General features: G+C 71.5%; 23 protein-coding genes. 2 read left to right on the top strand and 21 right to left on the bottom strand.

The window, feature by feature from the left end; all coding sequences use genetic code 11:
* Window positions 1-3: 3 nt before the first annotated feature.
* The 14 genes from nuoK to FZ103_RS11975 all read right to left on the bottom strand — a co-directional run bounded on the left by nuoK (window position 4) and on the right by FZ103_RS11975 (window position 13,784).
* Window positions 4-303, bottom strand: coding sequence for an NADH-quinone oxidoreductase subunit NuoK (gene nuoK / locus FZ103_RS12040; RefSeq protein WP_040275013.1), 300 nt, complete (start codon window positions 301-303; stop codon window positions 4-6).
* The gene (locus FZ103_RS12035; RefSeq protein WP_343233487.1) at window positions 291-1,256 is read right to left on the bottom strand and encodes an NADH-quinone oxidoreductase subunit J; all 966 of its coding nucleotides are present in this window, start codon (window positions 1,254-1,256) and stop codon (window positions 291-293) included. The genes nuoK and FZ103_RS12035 overlap by 13 nt, the downstream gene beginning before the upstream one ends.
* On the bottom strand, window positions 1,253-1,804 hold the full coding sequence (gene nuoI, locus FZ103_RS12030; protein ID WP_186356157.1) for an NADH-quinone oxidoreductase subunit NuoI: 552 nt from the start codon (window positions 1,802-1,804) through the stop codon (window positions 1,253-1,255). The genes FZ103_RS12035 and nuoI overlap by 4 nt, the downstream gene beginning before the upstream one ends.
* Window positions 1,797-3,158, bottom strand: a complete 1,362-nt coding sequence (gene nuoH, locus FZ103_RS12025; RefSeq protein WP_156000766.1) for an NADH-quinone oxidoreductase subunit NuoH — start codon at window positions 3,156-3,158, stop codon at window positions 1,797-1,799. The genes nuoI and nuoH overlap by 8 nt, the downstream gene beginning before the upstream one ends.
* Window positions 3,155-5,677 (bottom strand): NADH-quinone oxidoreductase subunit G, encoded by a 2,523-nt coding sequence (locus FZ103_RS12020; RefSeq protein WP_186356156.1) that lies wholly within the window; start codon window positions 5,675-5,677, stop codon window positions 3,155-3,157. The genes nuoH and FZ103_RS12020 overlap by 4 nt, the downstream gene beginning before the upstream one ends.
* A gap of 52 nt (window positions 5,678-5,729) precedes the next feature.
* Complete coding sequence (gene nuoF, locus FZ103_RS12015; protein WP_186356155.1) at window positions 5,730-7,028, bottom strand: NADH-quinone oxidoreductase subunit NuoF; 1,299 nt, start codon at window positions 7,026-7,028, stop codon at window positions 5,730-5,732.
* Window positions 7,025-7,732 (bottom strand): NADH-quinone oxidoreductase subunit NuoE, encoded by a 708-nt coding sequence (gene nuoE, locus FZ103_RS12010; RefSeq protein WP_186356154.1) that lies wholly within the window; start codon window positions 7,730-7,732, stop codon window positions 7,025-7,027. Before nuoE ends, nuoF begins: the two co-directional genes overlap by 4 nt.
* The gene (locus FZ103_RS12005; RefSeq protein WP_156000764.1) at window positions 7,729-9,027 is read right to left on the bottom strand and encodes an NADH-quinone oxidoreductase subunit D; all 1,299 of its coding nucleotides are present in this window, start codon (window positions 9,025-9,027) and stop codon (window positions 7,729-7,731) included. The genes nuoE and FZ103_RS12005 overlap by 4 nt, the downstream gene beginning before the upstream one ends.
* On the bottom strand, window positions 9,024-9,794 hold the full coding sequence (locus FZ103_RS12000; RefSeq protein WP_186356153.1) for an NADH-quinone oxidoreductase subunit C: 771 nt from the start codon (window positions 9,792-9,794) through the stop codon (window positions 9,024-9,026). Before FZ103_RS12000 ends, FZ103_RS12005 begins: the two co-directional genes overlap by 4 nt.
* Window positions 9,791-10,351 carry an NADH-quinone oxidoreductase subunit B family protein gene (locus FZ103_RS11995; RefSeq protein ID WP_156000762.1) on the bottom strand — a complete coding sequence of 187 codons (561 nt, stop codon included), beginning with the start codon at window positions 10,349-10,351 and terminating at the stop codon, window positions 9,791-9,793. The genes FZ103_RS12000 and FZ103_RS11995 overlap by 4 nt, the downstream gene beginning before the upstream one ends.
* 87 nt (window positions 10,352-10,438) lie before the next feature.
* Window positions 10,439-10,798, bottom strand: a complete 360-nt coding sequence (locus FZ103_RS11990; RefSeq protein ID WP_156000760.1) for an NADH-quinone oxidoreductase subunit A — start codon at window positions 10,796-10,798, stop codon at window positions 10,439-10,441.
* Between the two features lie 144 nt (window positions 10,799-10,942).
* On the bottom strand, window positions 10,943-12,247 hold the full coding sequence (locus FZ103_RS11985; protein ID WP_186356152.1) for a geranylgeranyl reductase family protein: 1,305 nt from the start codon (window positions 12,245-12,247) through the stop codon (window positions 10,943-10,945).
* A gap of 355 nt (window positions 12,248-12,602) precedes the next feature.
* Entirely contained in the window at window positions 12,603-13,313 is a 711-nt protein-coding gene (locus FZ103_RS11980; protein WP_156000758.1) for a demethylmenaquinone methyltransferase, read from the bottom strand.
* Between the two features lie 63 nt (window positions 13,314-13,376).
* Window positions 13,377-13,784: a DUF4229 domain-containing protein gene (locus FZ103_RS11975; protein WP_156000756.1), complete on the bottom strand. Its 408-nt coding sequence runs from the start codon at window positions 13,782-13,784 to the stop codon at window positions 13,377-13,379.
* A gap of 379 nt (window positions 13,785-14,163) precedes the next feature.
* Here FZ103_RS11975 and FZ103_RS11970 point away from each other — a divergent pair, with 379 nt between their 5' ends.
* Both FZ103_RS11970 and FZ103_RS11965 read left to right on the top strand, forming a co-directional pair.
* Window positions 14,164-14,364 (top strand): BldC family transcriptional regulator, encoded by a 201-nt coding sequence (locus FZ103_RS11970; protein ID WP_186356151.1) that lies wholly within the window; start codon window positions 14,164-14,166, stop codon window positions 14,362-14,364.
* 114 nt (window positions 14,365-14,478) lie between these two features.
* The gene (locus FZ103_RS11965) at window positions 14,479-14,829 is read left to right on the top strand and encodes a PLD nuclease N-terminal domain-containing protein (protein ID WP_156000752.1); all 351 of its coding nucleotides are present in this window, start codon (window positions 14,479-14,481) and stop codon (window positions 14,827-14,829) included.
* A gap of 486 nt (window positions 14,830-15,315) precedes the next feature.
* Here the strand turns inward: FZ103_RS11965 and ccsB are convergent, their stop codons facing one another.
* The 7 genes from ccsB to FZ103_RS11930 form a co-directional block, all read right to left on the bottom strand.
* Window positions 15,316-16,416: a c-type cytochrome biogenesis protein CcsB gene (gene ccsB, locus FZ103_RS11960; RefSeq protein WP_186356150.1), complete on the bottom strand. Its 1,101-nt coding sequence runs from the start codon at window positions 16,414-16,416 to the stop codon at window positions 15,316-15,318.
* 3 nt (window positions 16,417-16,419) lie between these two features.
* Window positions 16,420-18,045, bottom strand: coding sequence for a cytochrome c biogenesis protein ResB (locus FZ103_RS11955; protein WP_394350100.1), 1,626 nt, complete (start codon window positions 18,043-18,045; stop codon window positions 16,420-16,422).
* Window positions 18,042-18,872, bottom strand: a complete 831-nt coding sequence (locus FZ103_RS11950; RefSeq protein WP_156000750.1) for a cytochrome c biogenesis CcdA family protein — start codon at window positions 18,870-18,872, stop codon at window positions 18,042-18,044. Before FZ103_RS11950 ends, FZ103_RS11955 begins: the two co-directional genes overlap by 4 nt.
* The gene (locus FZ103_RS11945) at window positions 18,869-19,522 is read right to left on the bottom strand and encodes a TlpA disulfide reductase family protein (protein ID WP_156000748.1); all 654 of its coding nucleotides are present in this window, start codon (window positions 19,520-19,522) and stop codon (window positions 18,869-18,871) included. Before FZ103_RS11945 ends, FZ103_RS11950 begins: the two co-directional genes overlap by 4 nt.
* Before the next feature lie 185 nt (window positions 19,523-19,707).
* Complete coding sequence (locus FZ103_RS11940) at window positions 19,708-19,911, bottom strand: helix-turn-helix domain-containing protein (protein ID WP_156000746.1); 204 nt, start codon at window positions 19,909-19,911, stop codon at window positions 19,708-19,710.
* 225 nt (window positions 19,912-20,136) lie between these two features.
* The gene (locus FZ103_RS11935; protein WP_186356149.1) at window positions 20,137-20,946 is read right to left on the bottom strand and encodes a phosphatase; all 810 of its coding nucleotides are present in this window, start codon (window positions 20,944-20,946) and stop codon (window positions 20,137-20,139) included.
* A 286-nt stretch (window positions 20,947-21,232) separates the two neighbouring features.
* Window positions 21,233-22,411 (bottom strand): acetoin utilization protein AcuC, encoded by a 1,179-nt coding sequence (locus FZ103_RS11930; protein WP_156000742.1) that lies wholly within the window; start codon window positions 22,409-22,411, stop codon window positions 21,233-21,235.
* Window positions 22,412-22,530 lie beyond the last annotated feature (119 nt).

The following is a 22,530-nucleotide window of genomic DNA, read 5'->3' as shown; positions in this document are numbered from 1 at the left end:
CTTCTAGTGCTTGAGCAGGTTGGCGTCGTCAAGCGAAGCCGACCTGCGGGTCCGGAAGATCTGCATGATGATCGCCAGGCCCACCACGACCTCGGCCGCGGCCACGATCATCACGAAGAACGCGATGACCTGGCCCTCGATGTCGCCGAGCATGCGGGCGAAGGCGACGAACGCCAGGTTGCAGGCGTTGAGCATGAGCTCCACGCACATGAACACGATGATGGCGTTGCGCCGCACCAGCACGCCGATGGCGCCGATCGTGAACACGATCGCGGCAAGCACGATGTAGTTCATCGGGTCCATGAGTGCTCGGCCTCCTGTCCGTTGGCGTCGCCGTCGGCATCGCCGCTGCCGTCGGCGCCGTGCCGGGCCTCGTCTGCTCCGCGGTCGGCCTCCGCGTCGTCCGGGGCGGCCCCCAGCGGGTCGGCCTCCTTGGAGGCGGCGGAGTCGGAGGCGCCGCCGGCCTCGGGCACCGAACCCAACTGGAAGTCCTTGGGCACCCCCGACTGCAGGCTGGGATCGCGGGCGGTGAGGACCGGGTTGAGCGACAGCTCCGAGACCGAGCCGTCGGGCAGCAGCGCGGGCATGTCGATGGCGTTGTGCCGCGCGTAGGTGCCCGGGCCCGGCAGCGGGGTGGGGTGGTCGCCGCGGACGCGTTCGCGGGCCAGCGCCCGCTGCGTGCGCCGCTTCTTGAGCCGGTTGACATGGGCGAGCACCAGGGCGCCCAGGACCGCGGTGATCAGCAGCGCGCCGGTGGCCTCGAAGGCGATGATGTAGCGGTAGATCACCTCGGCGGCGATCCAGGGGACGCTGCCGCCCGCGGCGGCGATGCCCGCGCCCAGGCCGACCGGGTCGGCCACGGTGATGCGGGTCAGTCCCGTCGCGAGCGCGCCCAGGAAGCACAGCGCCACCACCGCGGTCAGCAGCCGCTGCCCGCGCAGGGTCTCCACCAGCGAGTCCGCCGAGCTGACGCCGACCAGCATCAGCACGAACAGGAACAGCATCAGCACCGCGCCGGTGTAGACGACGATCTGCACGACCATCAGGAACGGAGCCTGGTTCATGCCGTAGAAGACGGCCAGGCCGAGCATGACCATCGCCATCATCACGGCCGAGTGCACGGCCTTGCGGCTGAAGACCACGCCGATGGCGCCGAGCACGATGACCGTGCCCAGGATCCAGAAGGCGGCGGCCTCCCCGCCGCCGATCGGTGTTCCCGGCGCCGCGGCGGCGCGGGTGAGGATGTCGGTGCTCACCGGCTCGCCTCACCCTCGGGCCGGGGAGCCACGGCGGCTTCGGCCGGTGTGGCGCCGCTGCGGTAGTACTCCTCCTCGGTGTCGCCCAGGCGCATGGGGTGCGGCGGCGCCTCCATGCCCTCCTTCAGCGGCGCGAGGAGCTGCTCCTTGGTCCAGATGAGGCTCTCGCGCTCGTCGTCGGCGATCTCGTACTCGTTGGTCATGGTCAGCGCCCGGGTGGGGCAGGCCTCGACGCAGAGTCCGCACAGGATGCACCGCAGGTAGTTGATCTGGTAGACGCGCCCGTAGCGCTCGCCCGGGGAGTAGCGCTCCTCCTCGGTGTTGTCGCCGCCCTCCACGTAGATGGCGTCGGCCGGGCAGGCCCAGGCGCACAGCTCGCACCCGATGCACTTCTCCAGCCCGTCGGCCCAGCGGTTGAGCTGGTGCCGGCCGTGGAAGCGGGGCGCGGTCGCGCGCTTGACCTCGGGGTAGTTGGTGGTCGGCACCTTCGTGAACATGGTGTGGAAGGTGACGCCGAACCCCTTCACGGGGTTGAGCCAGTCAAGCACCGGTAACCTCCTCACGCTTGTCGTCGGGGGCACGGGGGGCGTATCGCGGCCCCTCGGCCGGCACGCTGCTGCCGTAGTGGGGGGCGCTGGCGGGTGGCACCGGGAATCCTCCGTAAGCCGAGTCTTCGCGCATGAGCCGCAGCTCCTCCCTGCGCTCGGCGGCTTCGGCGGCGCGCTTGCGCCGCGCCGAGCGGGACCAGGCGGCCAGCGCGGCGACGGTCGCCACCGCGAACCCGGCCACGACCGCGGCCACCGCCCAGGCGGGGGCGTCCTCGTTGACGAGGATGCGCACGAAGGCCACCGCGGTGATCCACACCAGCTGCACCGGGATGAGGACCTTCCAGCCGAGCTGCATGAGCTGGTCGTAGCGGATCCGGGGCACCGAGCCGCGCACCCAGATGAACAGGAACATGACGAACATGAACTTCAGCAGCCACCACAGCGCGGGCCACCAGCCCTCGGCCGCGCCCGGCCAGAACGCGGTCAGCGGAGGCGGAGCGAGGTAGCCGCCGAGGAAGAAGGTCACCGACACCGCGGCGACGGTCACCATGTTCACGTACTCGGCGAGGAAGAACATGGTGAACTTCATCGACCCGTACTCGGTCATGAACCCGCCGACGATCTCACCCTCGCCCTCGGCGAGGTCGAAGGGCAGCCGGTTGGTCTCGCCGATCATCGTGACCAGGTAGATCAGGAACGACGGCAGCAGGATCACCGCGAACCACACGTTCTGCTGCGCCTCGACGATGCCGGAGGTGGTCAGCGTGCCCGCGTACATGAACACCGCGACGAACGACAGGCCCATGGCGATCTCGTAGCTGATGACCTGGGCCGAGGCGCGCAGCCCGCCCAGCAGCGCGTAGGGGGACTGGGAGGCCCAGCCGCCGAGCACGATGCCGTAGACGCCCACCGCCGCGGTGGCCAGCACGATGAGGGCGGCGATGGGCAGGTCCGTCAGCTGCAGCCGGGTGGTCACCCCGAACATGGAGACCTCGGGCCCGACCGGGATCACCGAGAACGCGATGAACGCGGGCACGGCCGCGATCACCGGCGCGGCGATGTAGACGGCCCGGTCCACGCCGCGGGGGATCAGGTCCTCCTTCAGCGACAGCTTCACACCGTCGGCCAGGGACTGCAGCAGCCCCAGCGGGCCGAAGCGGTTGGGGCCGTGGCGCTGCTGCATGCGGCCCATGACCTTGCGGTCGGCCATGATCATCATCAGCACGCAGACCATCAGGAAGACGAAGATCGCCAGCGCCTTGATCAGCGTGATCCACCAGGGGTCGGTGCCGAAGGCCTCCAACTGGGCCTCTGCGGCCACGGGCACCGCCGCACCGGCCAGCGCGGTCGTCATGACTGGTCGCTCCCCGCACTCGTCGCGGTCATCTTGGCTTGCACGTCACCGCCGGGGTCGTGGCCGGCGCCGGCGTCGGGGGCGATGGAGACCACCGCTCCGCCCGCGGCGCCCAGGTCGCGGTGGACGTCGCAGTCGCGGGCGTTCTCCGGCAGCCACACCACCCGGTCGGGCATCGGGGTGACGACGGCGGGCACGCTCACCGAGCCGCCGGGCCCGCTGACGCGGAGCCGGCCGCCGTCGGCCAGGCCGATCTCGGCGGCCGTGGCGGCCGAAACGCGGGCCAGGGCCGGGCGCGCGGTCCCGGCCAGGTAGGGCTCGCCGTCCTCCATGCGGCCGCGGCCCAGCAGCTGGCGCCAGGTCGACAGGACCGCCTCGCCCTTGCCGGGCTCGGGGCGCGCGGCCGAGCGGGTCAGCGGGTCGGGCACGCGCTCGCCCGCCCAGGAGCCCAGCTCGTCCAGCTCGCGCAGCGCGGCGGCGTCGTCGGGCAGCCCCAGGTGGACGTCCATCTCGTCGGCCACAGCGGAGAGCACCCGCAGGTCCGACAGCAGGCCGGGCTTCTTCAGCGCGTCGCCGAAGGGCCGGCGGCGGCCCTCCCAGTCGACGAACGTGCCGCTCTTCTCGGCCACGGCGGCCACCGGCAGCACCACGTCGGCCCGGTCGGTGACGCTGCTCGCCCGCATCTCGACGCTCACGATGAAGGGCACCCGCGCCAGCGCCGCCCGCGCGGCGGCCGGGTCGGGCAGGTCGTCGAGGTCGACGCCGGCGATCAGCAGGGCCTCCAGTTCGCCGGAGGCGGCCGCCTCGATGATCTCGGCGGTGGAGCGGCCCTCGCGCTCGGGCAGCGATCCCACCCGCCAGGCGCGGGCGACCTCGGCGCGGGCGGTGGCGTCGGCGACGGGGCGCCCGCCGGGCAGCAGGTTGGGCAGCGCCCCGGCGTCGGCGGCGCCGCGCTCGCCGGCCCGGCGCGGCACCCAGGCCAGGCGCGCGCCGGTGCGGTCGGCGAGCCGGGCGGCCGCCGACAGCGCGCCGGGGACGGCGCCCAGCCGCTCGCCGACCAGGATGACGGCACCGGTCTGGCGCAGCGCCTCGATCGCCTCGGCGTCGGCCTCGGCGAGCTCGCCCAGCACCTCGGGTTCGGCGCCGGGGGCGGTGGGGATGAGCCGTCCGCCCGCCTTGGTCAGGCCGCGGGTCTCGTGGGAGGCGACGGCGAAGACGCGGGTGCCGTTCTTGCGGTGGGCCTTGCGCAGCCGCAGGAACACCACCGGGGACTCGTCCTCGGGCTCGAACCCGGCCAGCAGCACCGCCGGGGCCGTCTCCAGGTCGCTGTAGGTGACCCCGAGCCCGGTGCCGGCCACCCGGGCGGCCAGGAAGTCGGCCTCCTCCTCTGAGTTGGGGCGCGCGCGCATGTCGATGCTGTTGGTGCGCAGCGCGACCCGGGCGAACTTGGCGTAGGCGTAGGCGTCCTCAAGGGTCAGCCGCCCGCCGGTGAGCACGCCGACGCGTCCGCCGCGGTCGCGGGCCTGGGCCAGGCCCCGCGCGGCCGTGGTCACGGCCTCCGGCCAGGACGCGGTCTCCAGCGCGCGGGACTCCTCGTCGCGCACCAGCGGGTGGGTGAGCCGGTCGGGCTGGGTGGCGTACTTGAAGGCCCACCGGCCCTTGTCGCAGTTCCACTCCTCGTTGACCTGCGGGTCGTCGCCGGCGAGCCGGCGGGTGACCTTGCCGCGCCGGTGGTCGGTGCGCTGGGCGCACCCGGCGGCGCAGTGCTCGCACACGCTGGGCGTGCTGACCAGGTCGAAGGGCCGGGCCCGGAACCGGTAGGCGGCGCCGGTGAGCGCGCCCACCGGGCAGATCTGCACTGTGTTGCCGGAGAAGTAGGACTGGAAGGGCTCGCCCTCGGCGATGCCGACCTGCTCGTCGGCGCCGCGCTCCAGCAGTTCGATGAACGGGTCGCCGGCGATCTGCGCGGAGAAGCGGGTGCAGCGGGCGCACTGGATGCAGCGCTCGCGGTCGAGCAGCACCTGCGTGGACAGCGCGATCGGCTTGGGGAAGGTGCGCTTGGTGTCCAGGAACCGGGTCTCGCCGCCGCCGTTGGACATCGCCTGGTTCTGCAGAGGGCACTCGCCGCCCTTGTCGCAGACCGGGCAGTCCAGCGGGTGGTTGATGAGCAGGAACTCCATGATCCCGCGCTGGGCCTTGTCCGCCACCGCGGAGGTGAGCTGGGTCTTGACGACCATGCCCTCCATCACGGTGATGGTGCACGAGGCCTGCGGCTTGGGCATGGGCCGCCCGTTGCCGGCGTCGGGGATCTCCACCAGGCACTGCCGGCAGGCGCCCACCGGGTCCAGCAGGGGGTGGTCGCAGAAGCGCGGGATCTGGATGCCGAGCAGCTCGGCGGCCCGGATGAGCAGAGTGCCCTTGGGCACCTGGATCTGGAAGCCGTCGATGGTGACGGTGACGAGGTCCTCCGGCGGTACGGCCGGCGTGCCGCCCGAGGCGCTGTTGGTCGTGACGGTCACTGCTCCTCCTCTCCTGCCGGTACCGCCGGCGCTGCCGGCGCGGACGCCGTGGTCATGCCGTGCCTCCCCACACCGTCGACTTGCGGTGGTCGAACGGGCAGCCGCCCTGGGTCACGTGGTCGATGTACTCCTGGCGGAAGTACTTGATGGAGGACATCACCGGGCTGGCCGCGCCGTCGCCGAGCGCGCAGAAGGAGCGGCCCAGCAGGTTGTCGCAGATGTCCAGCAGCTTCTCCAGGTCGGCTTCGGTGCCCTCGCCGTGTTCGAGGCGGTCGAGCACCTGCACCATCCAGTAGTTGCCTTCGCGGCAGGGGGTGCACTTGCCGCAGGACTCGTGGGCGTAGAACTCGATCCAGCGGCCGACGGCGCGGACCACGCAGGTGGTCTCGTCGAAGATCTGCAGCGCGCGGGTGCCCAGCATGGACCCGGCGGCGCCGACGGACTCGAAGTCCAGCGGGGTGTCCAGGTGCTCGTCGGTGAAGATCGGGGTGGAGGAGCCGCCGGGGGTCCAGAACTTCAGCCGGTGGCCTTCGCGGATGCCGCCGGCCATGTCCAGCAGTTCGCGCAGCGTGATGCCCAGCGGCGCCTCGTACTGGCCGGGCCGGCGTACGTGGCCCGACAGCGAGAAGAAGCCGAACCCGGCGGACTTCTCGGTGCCCATGGAGGTGAACCACTCGGCGCCGTTGCGCAGGATGCTGGGGACGCTGGCGATGGACTCGACGTTGTTGACGACGGTGGGCGAGGCGTACAGCCCGGCCACCGCCGGGAACGGCGGCTTGAGCCGGGGCTGGCCGCGGTAGCCCTCCAGGGAGTCCAGCAGGGCGGTCTCCTCGCCGCAGATGTAGGCGCCGGCGCCGGCGTGGACCACCACGTCCAGGTCGAAGCCGCTGCCCAGCACGTCGGGGCCGATCAGGTTGGCCTCGCGGGCCTCCTCGACGGCCTGCTTGAGGCGGCGGATGACGTGCAGCACCTCGCCGCGGACGTAGATGAACGCCTGGGAGCTGCGGATGGCGTAGGCCGAGATGGCCACGCCCTCGATGAGGACGTGCGGGTTGGCCAGCATCAGCGGCACGTCCTTGCACGTGCCGGGCTCGGACTCGTCGGCGTTGACGACGAGGTAGCGCGGGTTGGGGTTGTCCTTGGGCAGGAAGCCCCACTTCATCCCGGTGGGGAACCCGGCGCCGCCGCGGCCGCGCAGGCCCGAGGCCTTGACCAGGTCCACGATCGTGTCGGGCTCCATGGTCAGCGCGGTGCGCAGCGCCTCGTAGCCGCCGCCGTCGCGGTAGGCCTGGAGGGTGAAGGAGTCGGGGCGGTCCCAGTTGTCCGACAGGACCGGGGTCAGGGTGGTCACTTCGCGCTCCCTTCGTCGCCGGCGGCCTCGGTCGCCGCGGCACCGGGTCGCGGCGCGACCCAGCCTCGCTCGCGGGCGAGCCGCAGGCCCTGCAGGGAGGGCTCGCCGGCCTGGGTGCCCTCGCCGGCGCGCCCGTCGGAGAACCCGGCGAGCAGGCGGCTGGCCTCCTTCCAGGTGCACAGCCGCTCGGGGCCGCGGGTGGGGCGCACGTCGTTGCCCAGGCGCAGGTCGTCGACCAGCCGCTTGGCGGACTCGGGGGTCTGGTTGTCGAAGAACTCCCAGTTGACCATCACCACCGGCGCGAAGTCGCAGGCGGCGTTGCACTCGACGTGCTCGACGGAGACCCGGCCGTCCTCGGTGGCCTCGTCGTTGCCCACGCCCAGGTGCTCCTTGAGGGCACTGAGGATCTCGTCGCCGCCCATGACCGCGCACAGCGTGTTGGTGCAGACTCCGACGTGGTACTCGCCGGTGGGCCGACGCTTGTACATGGTGTAGAAGGTGGCCACGGCGGTGACCTCGGCGGTGGTCAGGCCCAGCTGCTCGGCGCAGAACCGGATGCCGGCCGTGGAGACGTAGCCCTCCTCGGCCTGCACCAGGTGCAGCAGCGGCAGCAGGGCCGAGCGCTCGCGCGGGTAGCGGGCGATGATGTCCTTGGCGTCGACCTCCAGCCGCGCGCGGACCTCTTCGGTAAAGGTGCTGCTCACCTGTCCACCCCTCCCATCACGGGGTCGATACTGGCCACCGCGGCGATGACGTCGGCCACGGTGCCGCCTTCGCACATGGCCGCGACCGACTGCAGGTGGTTGAACGAGGGGTCGCGGAAGTGCACGCGGTAGGGGCGGGTGCCGCCGTCGCTGACGGCGTGGCAGCCGAGCTCTCCCTTGGCGCTCTCCACCGCGGCGTAGGCCTGCCCGGCCGGCACCCGGAACCCCTCGGTGACCAGCTTGAAGTGGTGGATCAGCGCTTCCATGGAGCCGCCCATGATGTGGGCGATGTGCTCGGGCGAGTTGCCCAGGCCGTCGCCGCCCAGCTCCAGGCGGGCGGGCCAGCCGATCTTGGCGTCGTCGACCATGATCGGGCCGGGGCGGAGCCGGTCCAGGCACTGCTCGACGATGCGCAGGCTCTGCTCCAGTTCGGCCATGCGCACCCGGTAGCGGGCGTAGACGTCGCCGCCGTCGGAGACGGGGATGTCGAACTCGTAGTTCTCATAGCCGCAGTAGGGCTTGGCCTTGCGCAGGTCCCAGGCCAGCCCCGAGGCGCGCAGCATGGGGCCGGTGACGCCCAGCGCCATGCACCCGGCCAGGTCCAGGTGGGCCACGTCGCGGGTGCGGGCCAGGTAGAGCGGGCTGGCGTCGAGCAGCTTGCGCATCTGGGTGATGCGCTTGGGCATCTCCTTGAGCAGCTCGCGGATCTTCTCGACCGCGCCGTCGGGCAGGTCCTGGGCCACGCCGCCGGGGCGGATGTAGGCGTGGTTCATCCGCAGGCCGGTGATCAGCTCGAAGATGTCGAGCACCATCTCCCGCTCGCGGAACCCGCTGGTCATGACGGTCGTGGCGCCGAGCTCCATGCCGAACGTCGCCATCGCCACGAAGTGCGAGGACATCCGGTTGAGCTCCATCATCAGCACCCGGATGACGTTGGCCCGCTCGGGGATGCGGTCGGTGATGTCCAGCAGCCGCTCCACCGCCAGGCAGTAGGCCACCTCGTTGAAGATCGGCGTGAGGTAGTCCATGCGGGTCACGAACGTGGTGCCCTGCGTCCACGTCCGGAACTCCATGTTCTTCTCGATGCCGGTGTGCAGGTAGCCGATGCCCACCCGCGCCTCGGTGCAGGTCTCGCCGTCGAGGGTGAGGATGAGCCGGAGCACGCCGTGGGTGGAGGGGTGCTGCGGGCCCATGTTGACCACGAGGCGCTCGGCGCCGCTGCTCTGCGCCTTGGCGATGACCTCGTCCCAGTCGCCGCCCGAGGCGTCGATGTAGTCCTCTGTGACGTTCGTCATTGGTATGACCTCCGCTCGTCCGGCGGCGGGATGGTGGCACCGCGGTATTCGACGGGGATCCCGCCGAGCGGGTAGTCCTTGCGCTGGGGGTGCCCGTGCCAGTCGTCGGGCATCTCGATGCGGGTCAGCGAGGGGTGCCCGTCGAACACGATCCCGAAGAAGTCCCAGGCCTCGCGCTCGTGCCAGTCGTTGGCGGGATAGACCGAGACGACCGAGGGGATGTGGGGGTCGGCGTCGGGGCAGGCGGTCTCGACCCGGATCTCGTTGTTGTGGGTGAGCGAGCGCAGGTGGTAGACGGCGTGCAGCTCGCGCCCGGTGTCGTCGGGGTAGTGCACGCCGCTGACGCCCGTGCACAGCTCGAAGCGCAGGTCGGGGTCGTCGCGCAGCATCCGGGCCACCTCGCGCAGGTGCTCGCGGCGCACGTGGAAGGTGATCTCGCCGCGGTCGACCACGACCCGCTCGACCGCCCGGGTTCCGGGCGCGCCGTCGCGGCCCAGAGCGCGCTCCAGTGCGTCGGCGACCCCGTCGAAGGACGCCGTGCGGGGGTCGTCGGGGTCGGTGAAGGGCCGCTTGGACGACGCGCGCGGCGTCTTGCGCACCAGCAGCCGGCCGTAGCCGGAGGTGTCGCCGGTGGTCTTGGCGCCGAACATCCCGGTGCGGGCGACGGGCGCGTTGAGCCGCTCCTCGCCGGCGCGTGCCGGGAGGTCGGCCTCCTCCTCGCGGCGCTCCACGTCGTGGCCCTGGCCGCCGTTGCCGTTGAGACTCACCGGCTCGCCACCTCGCTCGGGTCCAGCAGCGGGAGCTCGCGGCGCAGCCGGCGCTCCTCCTCTTCCTCGATCTCGCGCTTGCGGTGCGCGCCGAGCTTCTCGTTCTGCACCTTGTCGTGCAGCTTGAGCACCGCGTCGAAGAGCATCTCGGGGCGGGGCGGGCAGCCGGGCAGGTACATGTCGACGGGCACGATGTGGTCGACGCCCTGCACGATGGCGTAGTTGTTGAACATTCCGCCGCTGGAGGCGCACACGCCCATGGCGATGACCCACTTGGGCTCGGGCATCTGGTCGTAGATCTGGCGCAGGACGGGGGCCATCTTCTGGCTGACCCGGCCCGCCACGATCATCAGGTCGGCCTGGCGCGGCGTTGCGCCGAACTTCTCCATGCCGTACCTGGCGATGTCGTAGTGCGGTCCGCCCGCCGACATCATCTCGATGGCGCAGCAGGCCAGCCCGAACGTGGCCGGCCACATCGAGCTCTTGCGGACCAGGCCGGCGATCTGCTCGACCGTCGTCAGCATGATGCCGCTGGGCAGTTTCTCCTCAAGCCCCATCCGGCGAACCCCCTTTCTGGTCCGTGGTGCCGTCCGTGGTTGTGCGGTTGGTCGGTGCCTGGGCGCCGGGCCGGCGCGCCGGGGCGGTCACTCCCACTCCAGTCCGCCGCGGCGCCATTCGTAGGCGTAGGCGATCGACACGTTCACCAGGAACAGCACCATCGCGATCAGGCCGAAGACACCGAGTTCGTCGAAGTGGACGGCCCACGGGTAGAGGAAGATGATCTCGATGTCGAAGACGATGAACAGCATCGCGGTCAGGTAGTACTTGATCGTGAAGCGTCCGCCGCCGGCGGGCTGGGGCGTGGGCTCGATGCCGCATTCGTAGGACTGCAGCTTGGCCCGGTTGTAGCGCTTGGGACCGGCGATGGAGCCGACGACCATCGAAACCCCGACGAACGCGGCGCCGATGGCTGCGAGGACGAAGACGGGTGCGTAGAGCTCCATTGCTAGGCGTTCCCCTCGTGGCCGGCGCGCGCCTGCGCCCGCGCCCCCTGCCGGGGCGCGGCGGGCACGCTTGTGAATGCGTTCACGTACGAGCGCGAGCGATCGTGCGGTGGCTGAACGGTGTGCATGTGTCTGCCTTTCGCCTCAGGCCGCCGGCGCCATCTTGGACAGGCCGTTGATCACACGGTCCATCGCGTCGCCGCGGCTGGGCTCGGTCAGGTTCGCGAGCATCTTCAGCGCGAACTGCATGAGGGTGCGCTGCGGCAGTCCGTACTTGGTCGCGTACTTCATCAGCTCCGGATTGCCGATCATCTTCACGAAGTAGCGGCCCAGCGTGTAGTAGCCGCCGTAGGTTTCGCGCAGGATCTGCGGGTAGCGCAGCAGCGTGCGCTCGCGGGTCTGCTGGGTGGGGCGGGAGTGCGCCTGGGCGATCACGTCGGCGGCGATGCGGCCGGCTTCCATCGCATAGGCGATGCCCTCGCCGTTGAACGGGTTGATCATGCCGCCGGCGTCGCCCACCAGCATCAGGCCGCGGGAGTAGTGGGGCACGCGGTTGAACCCCATGGGCAGCGCGGCGCCGCGGATCTTGCCCTGCTGGTTGTCCTCGGTGAACCCCCACTCGGCGGGCATGCTGGAGGTCCAGCGCCGCAGCAGCGAGCGGTAGTCCACGTCCTGGAAGGAGGAGGTGGAGTTGAGGATGCCCAGGCCCACGTTGCTGGTGCCGTCGCCGACGCCGAAGACCCAGCCGTAGCCGGGCAGCAGGATGTCCCGTCCCTCGCTGCTGTCCCACAGCTCCAGCCAGGACTCCAGGTAGTCGTCGTCGTGGCGCGGGCTGGTGAAGTAGGTGCGCACGGCCACGCCCATGGGCCGGTCGTCGCGCTTGCGGATGCCCATGGCCACCGACAGCCGCGAGGAGTTGCCGTCGGCGGCGACCACCAGGGGCGCGCGGTAGGTGACGGGCTCGCGGTCGGGGTTCTTGGCGGTGACGCCGACGATGCGGTTGCTGCGGGGGTCGACGACCGGGCCGGTGACGTTGGTGCGCTGCAGCAGCCGGGCGCCCGCCGCGACCGCGCGGTCGGCCAGGATCTGGTCGAAGTCCTCGCGGGTGCGCACGAGGCCGAATCCGGGGTACTCCGCCAGCTCGGGCCAGGGCAGCTCGATGCGCACCCCGCCGCCGATGATCCGCAGCCCGTGGTTGCGGATCCAGCCCTTGTCCTCCAGCGAGACGCCCATCGCGGCGAGCTGCTTGACCGCGCGGGGGGTCAGGCCGTCGCCGCACACCTTCTCGCGCGGGAACGCCGTCTTCTCCAGCAGGAGGACGTCGACCCCGGCCTGCGCGAGGTAATAGGCGGCCGTGGATCCGGCCGGCCCGGCTCCGACGATGATGACGTCGGCTTCCTCCTCAGGCCGGTCCCGGACGGACAGGAGGGCGGGTGCTGTCTCGCTCACGAGTGGTCCTTGGCTTGCATGGCGCGGGTGTGTGCGCCTCGGGGGTGCGCCGTTGGCGCTTGTGCGGCTGACTTGTGGCTGGTCAGGGGTGTTATGTACGACTCGTAGGCTTGTGAAGGGCTTCACAAACCCCGTGCGATCCAGAGTCTAGACCTTTCGTGCTGCTGGGGCGACCCCCAGGGTGCATTCATCTTGTTTCGCCGCTTTCGCCGACAAAAGCGGCGTTCAGCCTGTTACCAGGAGAAGTAAGGCATACCTTCGTCCGCTTTGTAGCCATTCGTCCCGGTTCTCCGAAACGCGAAAAAGCGCCGCGAATGGAGCATTCGCGGCGCTTGATGCGTGTGGGGCGGGAGGGTCAGCTGCGGCGGTACCCGCGGTGCAGGGCCACCACACCGAAGCTGAGGTTGCGCCAGGCCACCGACTCCCAGCCGGCCGCGCGCAGCCGCCCGGCCAGGGCGCGCTGGTCGGGCCAGTCCATGATGGACTCCGAGAGGTACTCGTAGGGGGCGGTGTTGTCGGTCACCAGCCGCGCGATCCGGGGCAGGGCGCCCATCAGATAGGTGCCGTACAGGCGGTCCACGGCGCCGACGGGGATGTGGCTGAACTCGCACACCACCAGGCGGCCGCCGACCTTGGTCACGCGGTGGAGCTCGCGCAGCGCCTGGTCGCAGTCGTTGGTGTTGCGCAGCCCGAAGGACACGGTCACCGCGTCGAAGGTCTGGTCGGCGAACGGCAGGGCGAGCGCGTCGCCGGCCACGAAGGTGACCCCGCGCCGCGAGGCTCCGCCGCGGCGGCGGGCGCCGACCCGCAGCATTCCCTGGGAGAAGTCGCAGGCGATGACCCGCGCGCCCTTCGTGGTGAAGGACTCCGAGGACGTGCCGGTCCCCGCGGCCAGGTCGAGCACCAGTTCGCCGCTGTAGGCGTCGACGGCCTGCACGGTGGCGCGCCGCCAGGCCCGGTCCTGTCCCAGGGAGATGACGTCGTTGACGAGGTCGTAGCGGTCGGCGATGCCGTCGAACATGCTCGCGACGTCGGCGGGCCGCTTGTCGAGCTCAGCGCGGGTCATGCCTCCACCTTAGGGCTAGCGCGGAGCGCGCGGGCACGCGCGCACGCGCGCCGCCTCCAGGGCTCAGCGGGCCTGCTGCGGGGTGCCGCCGGGCCGGGCGTCCTGCCCGGCATCGTCCTCGGTGTCCTGCGCGGGCCGCTCGGCGTCCGCGGGCGATGCGGCCTCGTGCCGCTCGGCGCCGGGCCCGGCCGGAGCCTCCGCACCGGCGGCCTCGGCGTCCTGCACGTCGTCCTCCTTGGCCGCCCCGGCCTCCAGGCGGGTACCGATTCCGCGGAGCCGGTCGATCCCGTGGGCGATGGAGCGGGACATCATGTCGCGCTGGCGGGCGAGCAGCACGTAGCTCACCAGGCCGCTGATCAGCACCGCCATGGCGGCGGCGAGGAGCCCGCGGGCGCCCAGCAGGTAGAGGAGAGCGAAGGTCACCGCGAACAGCAGCAGGCGTGCCGCGGTATAAGCGAGGACGCTACGCATGAAAACCGCCTCACAACGGATGATTCGGCAATAGATTGAGGTCTGGGCGAGGGCGGCCGGAGCGCGGCGCACCCGCGACAGGGGCGCCGCAGACCCTGCGGCCCGGCTCAATGCCAGGGTACGGGCCGTTCGCCGGTGTCCTGCCGCACCCCCGGGGCGGCAGGCGTCGCAGCCGCGGATCGCCGGATTGCACCGGTCATGGGATCGATGTGATCCGGCCTTCCGAATTGGAGGTTACGTTCCGGTCACATATCGCGTGCTCACCCCCAGTTCCTCCCTGTTTTTACGAAAACTAGGGATGAAACTGGCTAACTCATGCACACTAGGGGATCAAACGCCCGCCTCCCCCCAAGTCGACTGGCGGGCCCGAAGGGGGATTGTGAAGGTGGAAAGAGGAAGCGAACGCTTGCTGACCCCTGGAGAGGTTGCCTCCCTCTTCCGAGTCGACCCGAAGACCGTGACGCGGTGGGCGGCGTCGGGGCGGATCAGCAGCATCCGCACCCCCGGCGGCCACCGCCGGTTCCGAGAGTCCGAGGTACGCGCACTCCTGCACGGAGAGCCGACCGAGTCCACACACTGAACGCCGCCCACCCACCGCCTATCGCGTCGGAGCCGTCTCGGTGGCCCGCTCCCCCCGTGGCCGGGCTCCCTCGTCGACTGCGCGTGCGCGGACGATCCCGGATAGGCTGAAACCATGGTGTGGCTCGCTGGCCTTATCACGCTACTCACGATCGTGCTGTGGGTGTACGCGTTCTTCGACGCGCTCACCTGCCCCGCCGCTGAAGTACGCAATCTGCCCAAGATCCTCTGGCTGGCCGTCATCGTGCTGTTCACGCCGGTCGGCCCACTGCTCTGGCTCTTCCTCGGCCGCCCTCGGGAGACGGCCGTCCCCGAACCCGAGGCGCCGACCGCCCAGACCTCGTCGCTGGACCGCCTCGATCCCGCGGATTTCCAGCAGGAGTCCGACCGCGACACGCCGCTCGGTCCCGACGACGACCCGGAGTTCCTGCGCAAGCTGAACCGGCGCATCAACCCCGAGGACTAGCGCGCACACCCGCACAGAGCGTGCGGCGCCCCGACCGGGCGCGCCGCACGCTCTGTGCGTTCTGTGCCTACTTTCCGCGGGCCTCCAGGGTGCTTTGAGGCGCCGCCTTCCCTCGTCGCTCGGTCGCGCCGGTTTCCCCGCGGGTGTGCGCGGCGCCTAGGCACGTTCAAGAACGGCGGGGACACCGCTTGCCAGGAACCCACCGGGAACCGCAGGGAACCCGCCACCACAGGAGGTTGCGGCAATGGGGCTGTGATGCGCGAAGCGCTGTGCGCCGGCTTGCCGCCGAGCGCACGGTGCACGTTTGTGCCGGAGGCCCGCCACCGGTGGTGCGGTTCCACCTGGGGAGAACTGCGTGCGCTCGGCGGCAAGCTGCGTCCGCGCTTCGCGAGACGCACCCATTGCCGCAACCTCCTGTGGTGGCCGATCTCTTAAACAGGACGTAGACGCGCCCCGCGCACGGGCCATGCGGGCCGTGCAGGCGGCTCAGGCATAGCTGTGCAGTCCGCTGAAGATGAAGTTCACCGCGAAGAAGTTGAACAGCAGGCAGGTGAACCCGGCCAGCCCGATCCAGGTGGCCTTGGAGCCGCGCCAGCCGGCGGTGGCACGGGCATGCAGGTAGGCGGCGTAGAGGACCCAGGTGATGAACGACCACACCTCCTTGGGGTCCCACCCCCAGAAGCGCCCCCATGCCTCGTCGGCCCAGATCGCCCCGGCGATGATCGCGAACGTCCACAGCGGGAACGCCAGCACGATGAAGCGGTGCGAGACGCGGTCCAGCAGTTCGGAGGCGGGCAGCTTGGCGGCGACGCCCGCGACCCGCTGGCCCGCCGCCCGCTGGAGCTCGGTGCGGCGCGCCAGCAGATAGGCCACCGCGGCCGCGCCCGCGACCATGAACCCGCCGGTGGCGATGATGGCGGCCGAGACGTGGATCGCGATCCAGTAGGAGTGCAGGGCCGGGATCACCGGGCCGGCCTCGCTGTAGAGCCACCGCGCGGCGATCCCCAGCAGCAGCACCACCGGGACCAGCACGAAGGTGCCCAGGAAGCGGGCCTGGTAGCGCAGTGCCGCGAAGAGGAACGCCCCCACGCTGCACAGGCAGATCCCCACCACGAACTCGAACATGTTGCCCCACGGCCACCGGTCGGCGGCCAGCCCGCGGGTGGTGATCTGCGCGGCGTTGAGCAGGAAGCCCAGTGCGGTCACGACCAGGGCCACCCGGCCCACCGCGTGCTGGGCCGCGCTGGCCTCGGGCTCCTCGCGGCGCACGCTGACCGCCATCGCATCCGGCCCGGGGGCGTCGAGGTCGACCCCGCCCGCTCGGACTTCCGGCGGCGGCGCGTAGCCGCCGACCGTCGCGCCCGCCGCATCGGCTGCCGAGGCGCTCGGCGCGTCGACGGTCCCGGCGCCGGCGGCCGCGGGCATGAGCCTGTTGGCCCGCAACCGCCGCCGGCGCCCGTAGGCGGCCTCGATGGCGAAGAGGAACAGCGCGACCGCATAGACCACGATCATCGCGATGATCAGTCCGTCGCTGATCGAGGACATCCGGCCGTCCAGCGCCGTGTCTGCGGCGAGCGTGTGCATCACCGGCTACTCCTTCGTGCCTGTTTCGGTCGCGGGGCCGTCCCGCAGTCGGTCTCTCAGCGAGGTGGCGAAGCGGTGGAAGTCCGCCGTCAGCGCCGCGTTCTCGCTCTTGCCCAGGCCCGCCACCTCGACGGCGGTGCGCCCGTCCGGGCGTGGGGTCGCCCGCACCCACACCCGGCGCGGCCGCACGAACAGCGTCGCCAGCAGGCCGAGCACGGCCGCCGACGCCGCCGCCAGCGCCGGAACGCGCGCGGGGTTGCTGTTGACCTGCATGCTGATGTAGTCGCGGTAACCGGTGAACGTGATCGTCCCGGCGCCGTCGGGCAGCTTCCAGGACTCGCCGGGCCGCAGCTCGGGCGACTCCCCCAGGCCGGTCATGTCCTCGGTCTGCAGTTCGAATACCGACTGAGAGGAGCCGTCGCCCAGGCCCAGGTCGCCGCGGTAGCCGGTCAGCGTCACGACCGGGTCGCGGGGCGCGGGAAACTCCGAGACCAGGTCGCCCTGCGGACCCTCGGCGGCCGAGGGGAGGAAGACCCCGGTGAAGCCGAGCTGCTGCTCGCCCGCGTCGGGCACCTTGACCACGCCGTCGGAGGTGAAGGTGCGCTCCTCGCGGGAGATGAACGGCACCGGCTGGTCGAACACCACCTCGCCCCGGGCGTTCTCGACCCGGAACTCGGGCGCGTAGCCGTGGCCGAGGAGGTAGACCTGGGCGCCGCCCACCGACAGCGGTTTGTTGACCTCCAGCGTGTGCCGGCGCTCGGGGGCCTCGGGCGAGGCCCGGTAGGCGAGGTCGGCCGAGAAGGAGGCGGCCTGACCGCTGAGCCGGCCCTCCTCGACGTAGGTCGCCTGGAACTCCTCCAGGGTGAACGAGAACGGCTGGAGGTCGGCCGGGTCCACGGCCGTGCCCGGGAAGTAGGAGTCGTAGGAGGTGACGGCGTTGGCGAACCCGTCGCCCTCGACCACGAGCATGTTGCCGCGGTAGCCCAGGAACGACCCGGTGGCCAGCGCCGCGAGCAGGCCCAGCAGCGCCAGGTGGAACAGCACGTTGCCGGTCTCGCGCAGGTAGCCGGTCTCGGCCGAGAGCGCCGCGGCGCCGGTCCGGCCGTCGGTCTCGGTCTCGGTGCGGTGGCGCCGCAGCAGTGTGCGGGCCTCGCCGAGCACCCGCGCGGGTGGGGCCGATGCGGTGAAGGTCGCCGAGTACGGCAGCCGGCCCAGGTTGCGCGGGGTGCGCGGCGGGCGGGCCCGCATCGCGCGGTAGTGCGCCAGCGCCCGCGGCAGCACGCAGCCGGTCAGCGACACGAACAGCAGCAGGTAGATCGCGGCGTACCAGGGCGAGGAGTAGACGTCGAAGAGGTAGAAGCGGTCCAGCCAGGGCGCGAGCTCGGGGTGCTCCAGGAAGTAGTTGCGCACCTGCTCGACGCTGACCCCGCGCTGGGGCAGCATCGAACCCGGGATCGCGCCCACCGCCAGCAGGAACAGCAGGATCAGCGCCGTGCGCATCGAGGTGAGGGTGCGCCAGGTCCAGCGCGCCCAACCCAGCGCCGACAGCGCGGGCGGAGGCGGGTCGGCGGGGCGGCCGCGCTCGGCGGCGGCCGCCTCGGTCGCTGAGGTCTGGTCGGAAGCCACTGCTATATCACCGTCGAATAGTCGGCCACCCACCGCTGCATGAGCGCGGTGATGTCGGTCCACAGGCCGGTGGCCAGGAGGAGCCCCACCGCCACGAGCATCGCGCCGCCGGCGACGGTGATCGCGCGGTAGTGGCGCTTGAGCCGGTCGAAGGCGCCCAGGGCGCGCCGGTAGAGCAGGGACGCCGCGACGAACGGCAGCCCCAGGCCCAGGCAGTAGACCAGCGAGAGCAGCGCGCCGCGCCCGGCGCTGCCCTCGGTGAAGGCGAGCGTCTGCACCGCCGCCAGGGTCGGCCCGATGCAGGGCGTCCACCCCAGCCCGAAGACCACGCCCAGCAGCGGCGCGCCGAGCAGGCCGGCGTCGGGCATGCGGTGGATGCGGACCTCGCGGTTGAGCCCCGGCAGCACGCCCATGAACATCAGGCCCAGGACCACGGTCACAACGCCCAGGACGCGGGTGATGGGCTCGGCGTAGTCCAGCAGCAGGCCGCCGACTCCGCCGACGAACACGCCAACGGACACGAACACGGCGCTGAACCCGGCGATGAACAGCAGGCTCCCGGCGAGCATGGTGCCGCGGCGGCGCTGCAGTTCGGCGTCGACGGTGCCGGCTCCGGCCGGGGCCGGGGCGCTCGCCGCACCGCCGGGCGCCGCGGCGGCGGCGCGGGCGCGGCGGCGGGCGGCGATGTCGGCGCCGCTGAGCCCGGTGACGTAGGACAGGTAGCCGGGCACCAGCGGCAGCACGCACGGGGACAGGAACGACACCAGCCCCGCGGCCAGCGCCAGCGGGACGGCCAGCAGCAGGGAGCCGTGCTGGACGGTTTCGGCGATCATGCCGGGTCCGCGGTGCCGGCGGGGCCGCCGCCCGCGGCCGCCCCGCCTTCCTCGACGACGGTCTCGACCAGGCCGCTCAGCTCGTTGTAGCTGGTCTCGCCGATCACCCGGGCGGCGATACGGCCCTTGCGGTCGATGACCAGGGTGCTGGGGATGGCGGCCGGCGGCACGGTCTCACGGAAGGCCTGGGGGACCCTGCCGGGCTGGTCGAAGAGGCTGGGGTACTCCACGTCCTGGTTCTTCTCGAAGGCCTTGGCCGCGGCGGCGTTGTCCTTGATGTTCACGCCCAGGAACGCGACTCCGGAGTCCTTCGTCTCGGCGTGGACCTCGTTGAGGACGGGGACCTCGGAACGGCAGGGACCGCACCAGCTCGCCCAGAAGTTCAGGACCAGGACCTCGCCGCGGTAGTCGGCCAGGCTGACTGGGTCGCCGCCGAGGGTCTCGCCGCTGACCTCGGGGGCGGCGGTGCGCTCGCCGGGGGCGAAGGAGGTGCTGGAGCCGTCGCCGGCGACGTAGCGGTCCTCCTGGGCGTCGCCGCTCGACCCCGACGTCTCGGACGCCGCTCCCCCGGCGCAGCCGGCGGTGAGGATCGCCAGCAGGGCCGCTGCCGCGGCTGCGGAGACTACCCGGGCACGGGTCTTCCAGGGCATCGGCGGAACCTCAAACGGGGAGGTGGCAAGGTGACAGGTGCATCAACGACGAAGTGTAGTAGACGCTCCTGCACCGCCACGGTCACCCCGACCCCAGTTGCGCCCGGGGCCGCCGCTGCCCGCACCGCGCGCCCACCCGCGGGGCGATGGGCGGGTGACACCGCCCCCGACGGGTGACGACGCGGCTAACCCGCTTCGACGAACGCCTCGCGGAGGTAGTCCTGCACGGCGCGTTCGGGTACCCGGTAGGAGCGCCCCACGCGGATAGCGGGGAGCGCACCGGAATGGACCATTCGGTAGACGGTCATCTTGGACACTCGCATGACCGAGGCGACCTCCGCCACGGTCAGAAACCGGACCTCGTCGAGAGGAGCCTTACTCCCGTTCATCTTCCGACGCCCTCACTTCCGGACGTGAGCGTGGATGTCCCTGCCTCTTCCATCCGCCGCGGCGACCCCATCACCGCGCCGGCGTGTCGTTCGGTAACTGCTGGCACGTCCGATTTCAGGGTAGATCCGGGTTCACGGCATTGAAAGGTCGGTTTTGCTGTCTCTGCAGCTACATGAGGGTCGGGGGTCGCGTGAGGTTTAGGGGATGGGTATTACCGCGTGCGCTCAGGCGGCGTCCGGGGCGAGCCCGGCCCTCGCCAGGACGTATGCGGCCAGAGGGCGGTACTCGGGGGGCGCGTAGCCGTCGTCCAGCGGCACCGTGGTCAGCAGCTTGCCCTCGTATTCGGCCAGGAACAAAGCTGGATCGTTGCAATCCGCAAACCCGATCGTGGGCACTCCCGCCTCACCCGCCGCACCGGCGAACCCGTGATCGGCGATGACCAGCTGCGGCCACTCCCGCTCCTCGTCGGACAGCGCCTGCAGTGCGGCGCGCATGGCGAAAGGGTGGTGGCTGTGCCGCGGGCTGCCCCCGTCCATCACGAATCCCACGCCGTCCTTCCACACCAGGACCCGGCGGTTGGGCGGGTGCTCGGTGGCGACCTCGTAGGAGTAGCCGGCCGCCGCGGTGACGATCTCGCACCCGCGGCCCTCCAGGGCCGACTTCCAGGTGCGGTAGGTCTCGGCGAGGCTCTTGGGGTGTCCGGTGGCGAACATGACCCGCTCCCGGCGGCTCGCGGCCTGGGCCAGGCGGTCGGCCACCGCGTCCAGGGCCTCGACGGTGCGGTCGGGGTCGATGGTGTCGATGCCCCACTGGTGGGCCTCGTCGGCGACGACGCCGCAGCTCTTGGCCATCAGCGCGAGCACCTCGTCGAACTGCCACTCGTGCTCGAAGGTCAGCCCCAGCTGGTAATAGGGGTCCTTGTGGCACAGCCGCCGGTAGTGCCGCAGGTTGTTCTGCCGCGGCGTGTCGACGTGGCCGGCGATCCCGGTGCGCACGAGATAGGCGACGAGTTCTGCGCGCGATGGCGGCGTCACCAGTTATCCCCTTCCCCTCCGACCCGGTGGCCCGGTGGTTGCGACGCCCTTCCCCGTGGGGCGGATGAGGGCGGTGAACGGTCTTGGCACCCGGTCATACCCCTTTTCCCGACATATTCAACTCTGCCGCCGGTCGGTCGCCGGGGCCCCGACCACCCGGCTGCCCAGCGGTTGCGCGCGGTGAGGGCGGCATCCGCCCGCGGCGATCGGGTGGCTGGGGCCGCGTGGGGTCGCTCACACCGGGCGCCCGTAGGAGACCGGTTCCGGCGCCGGTGCGAGCACGGGCCTACAGGCTGGGATCCATCCCGTGGCTGGGGAACACCGCCCGGCGGGTGGCCTGGATGGCCTGGTCGACGGAGTCGTCGGGGTCGAACCCGGCCTCGAACGGCGTGACCTCCACGGTGCGGCCGTCGGTCATGTACAGCGGCGGGACCTCGCCGGTGCGCTCGCGCACGAAGTCGCGCCAGGCCTGGGGGGTGTCGACGGCCGGGTCGATCCCGGCGCCCGAGGCCTCGGCCAGCAGGTGGGTCCAGGCCCGCGGAACCACCTGGACGAGTTCGTAGCCCCCGCCGCCCAGCACGACCCAGCGCCCGCCCGCGGTCTCCTTGGCCAGGCGGTGCAGCGCCGAGTAGATGTGCCGCTGGCCGTCGACGCTGAGCATCAGGTTGGCCAGCGGGTCCAGCGCGTGGGTGTCCGCGCCCTGCTGGGTGACCAGCACCTCGGGCTGGAACTCGCGAAGCAGCGGCGGGACGACGGCGTCGAACGCCCGCAGCCAGCGGGAGTCGTTGGTGCCGGCGGGCAGGGCGACGTTGACCGCGTACCCCTCGGCCCCGGGGCCGCCGGTCTCGGTGGGCCGGCCGGTGCCGGGGAACAGGGTCATCGGCGACTCGTGCAGGCTGATGGTGAGCACCCGCGGGTCGTCGTAGAACATGGTCTGCACGCCGTCGCCGTGGTGGACGTCGACGTCGACGTAGGCCACCCGCTTGGCGCCCTGCTCCAGCAGCCAGGCGATGGCCAGGGCGGCGTCGTTGTACACGCAGAAGCCCCAGGCGTTGGCGGGCATGGCGTGGTGCAGACCGCCGGCGATGTTCGCGGCGTGCTCGGACTCGCCGTTCCACACCGCCGAGGCCGCCCGCACCGAGGCGCCCGCCACCAGGGCGGAGGCGTCGTGCATGTCGGGGAAGACGGGGTTGTCGGAGGTGCCCAGGCAGTAGGGGTCGTCGGGCTCCAGGGTCTTGCCCGCGCGCTTGACCGCCTCGATGTAGTCGGCGCGGTGGACGAGGCCGAGTAGTTCCTCCGATGCCGGCTCGATCGCGTTCAGCGCCACGTTGGGGCGGTCGAAGACCCCGTACTCGCGGCACAGCGCCATCGTCAGCTCCACCCGCACCGGTGCCAGCGGATGCTGCGGGCCGAAGTTGTAGGAGGTCAGCCCGTCATCCCAGGCAACGTGCAGCGAACAGGCCATGTGCCCCTCCCGCCGAGCGGATCGAGTCAACGGATGTGTGGGGAGTCACCCGCTTTTCTTCCAGCCTAGTCAACCGCGCACGGGAGGCCCGGCGGCGGGGGCGCCAGGCGCGCGCCTGG

Origin of the sequence: Streptomonospora sp. PA3 (assembly GCF_009728995.1) — a bacterium.
Classification (GTDB): domain Bacteria; phylum Actinomycetota; class Actinomycetes; order Streptosporangiales; family Streptosporangiaceae; genus Streptomonospora.
This window is presented reverse-complemented; position numbering and strand designations above follow the sequence as displayed.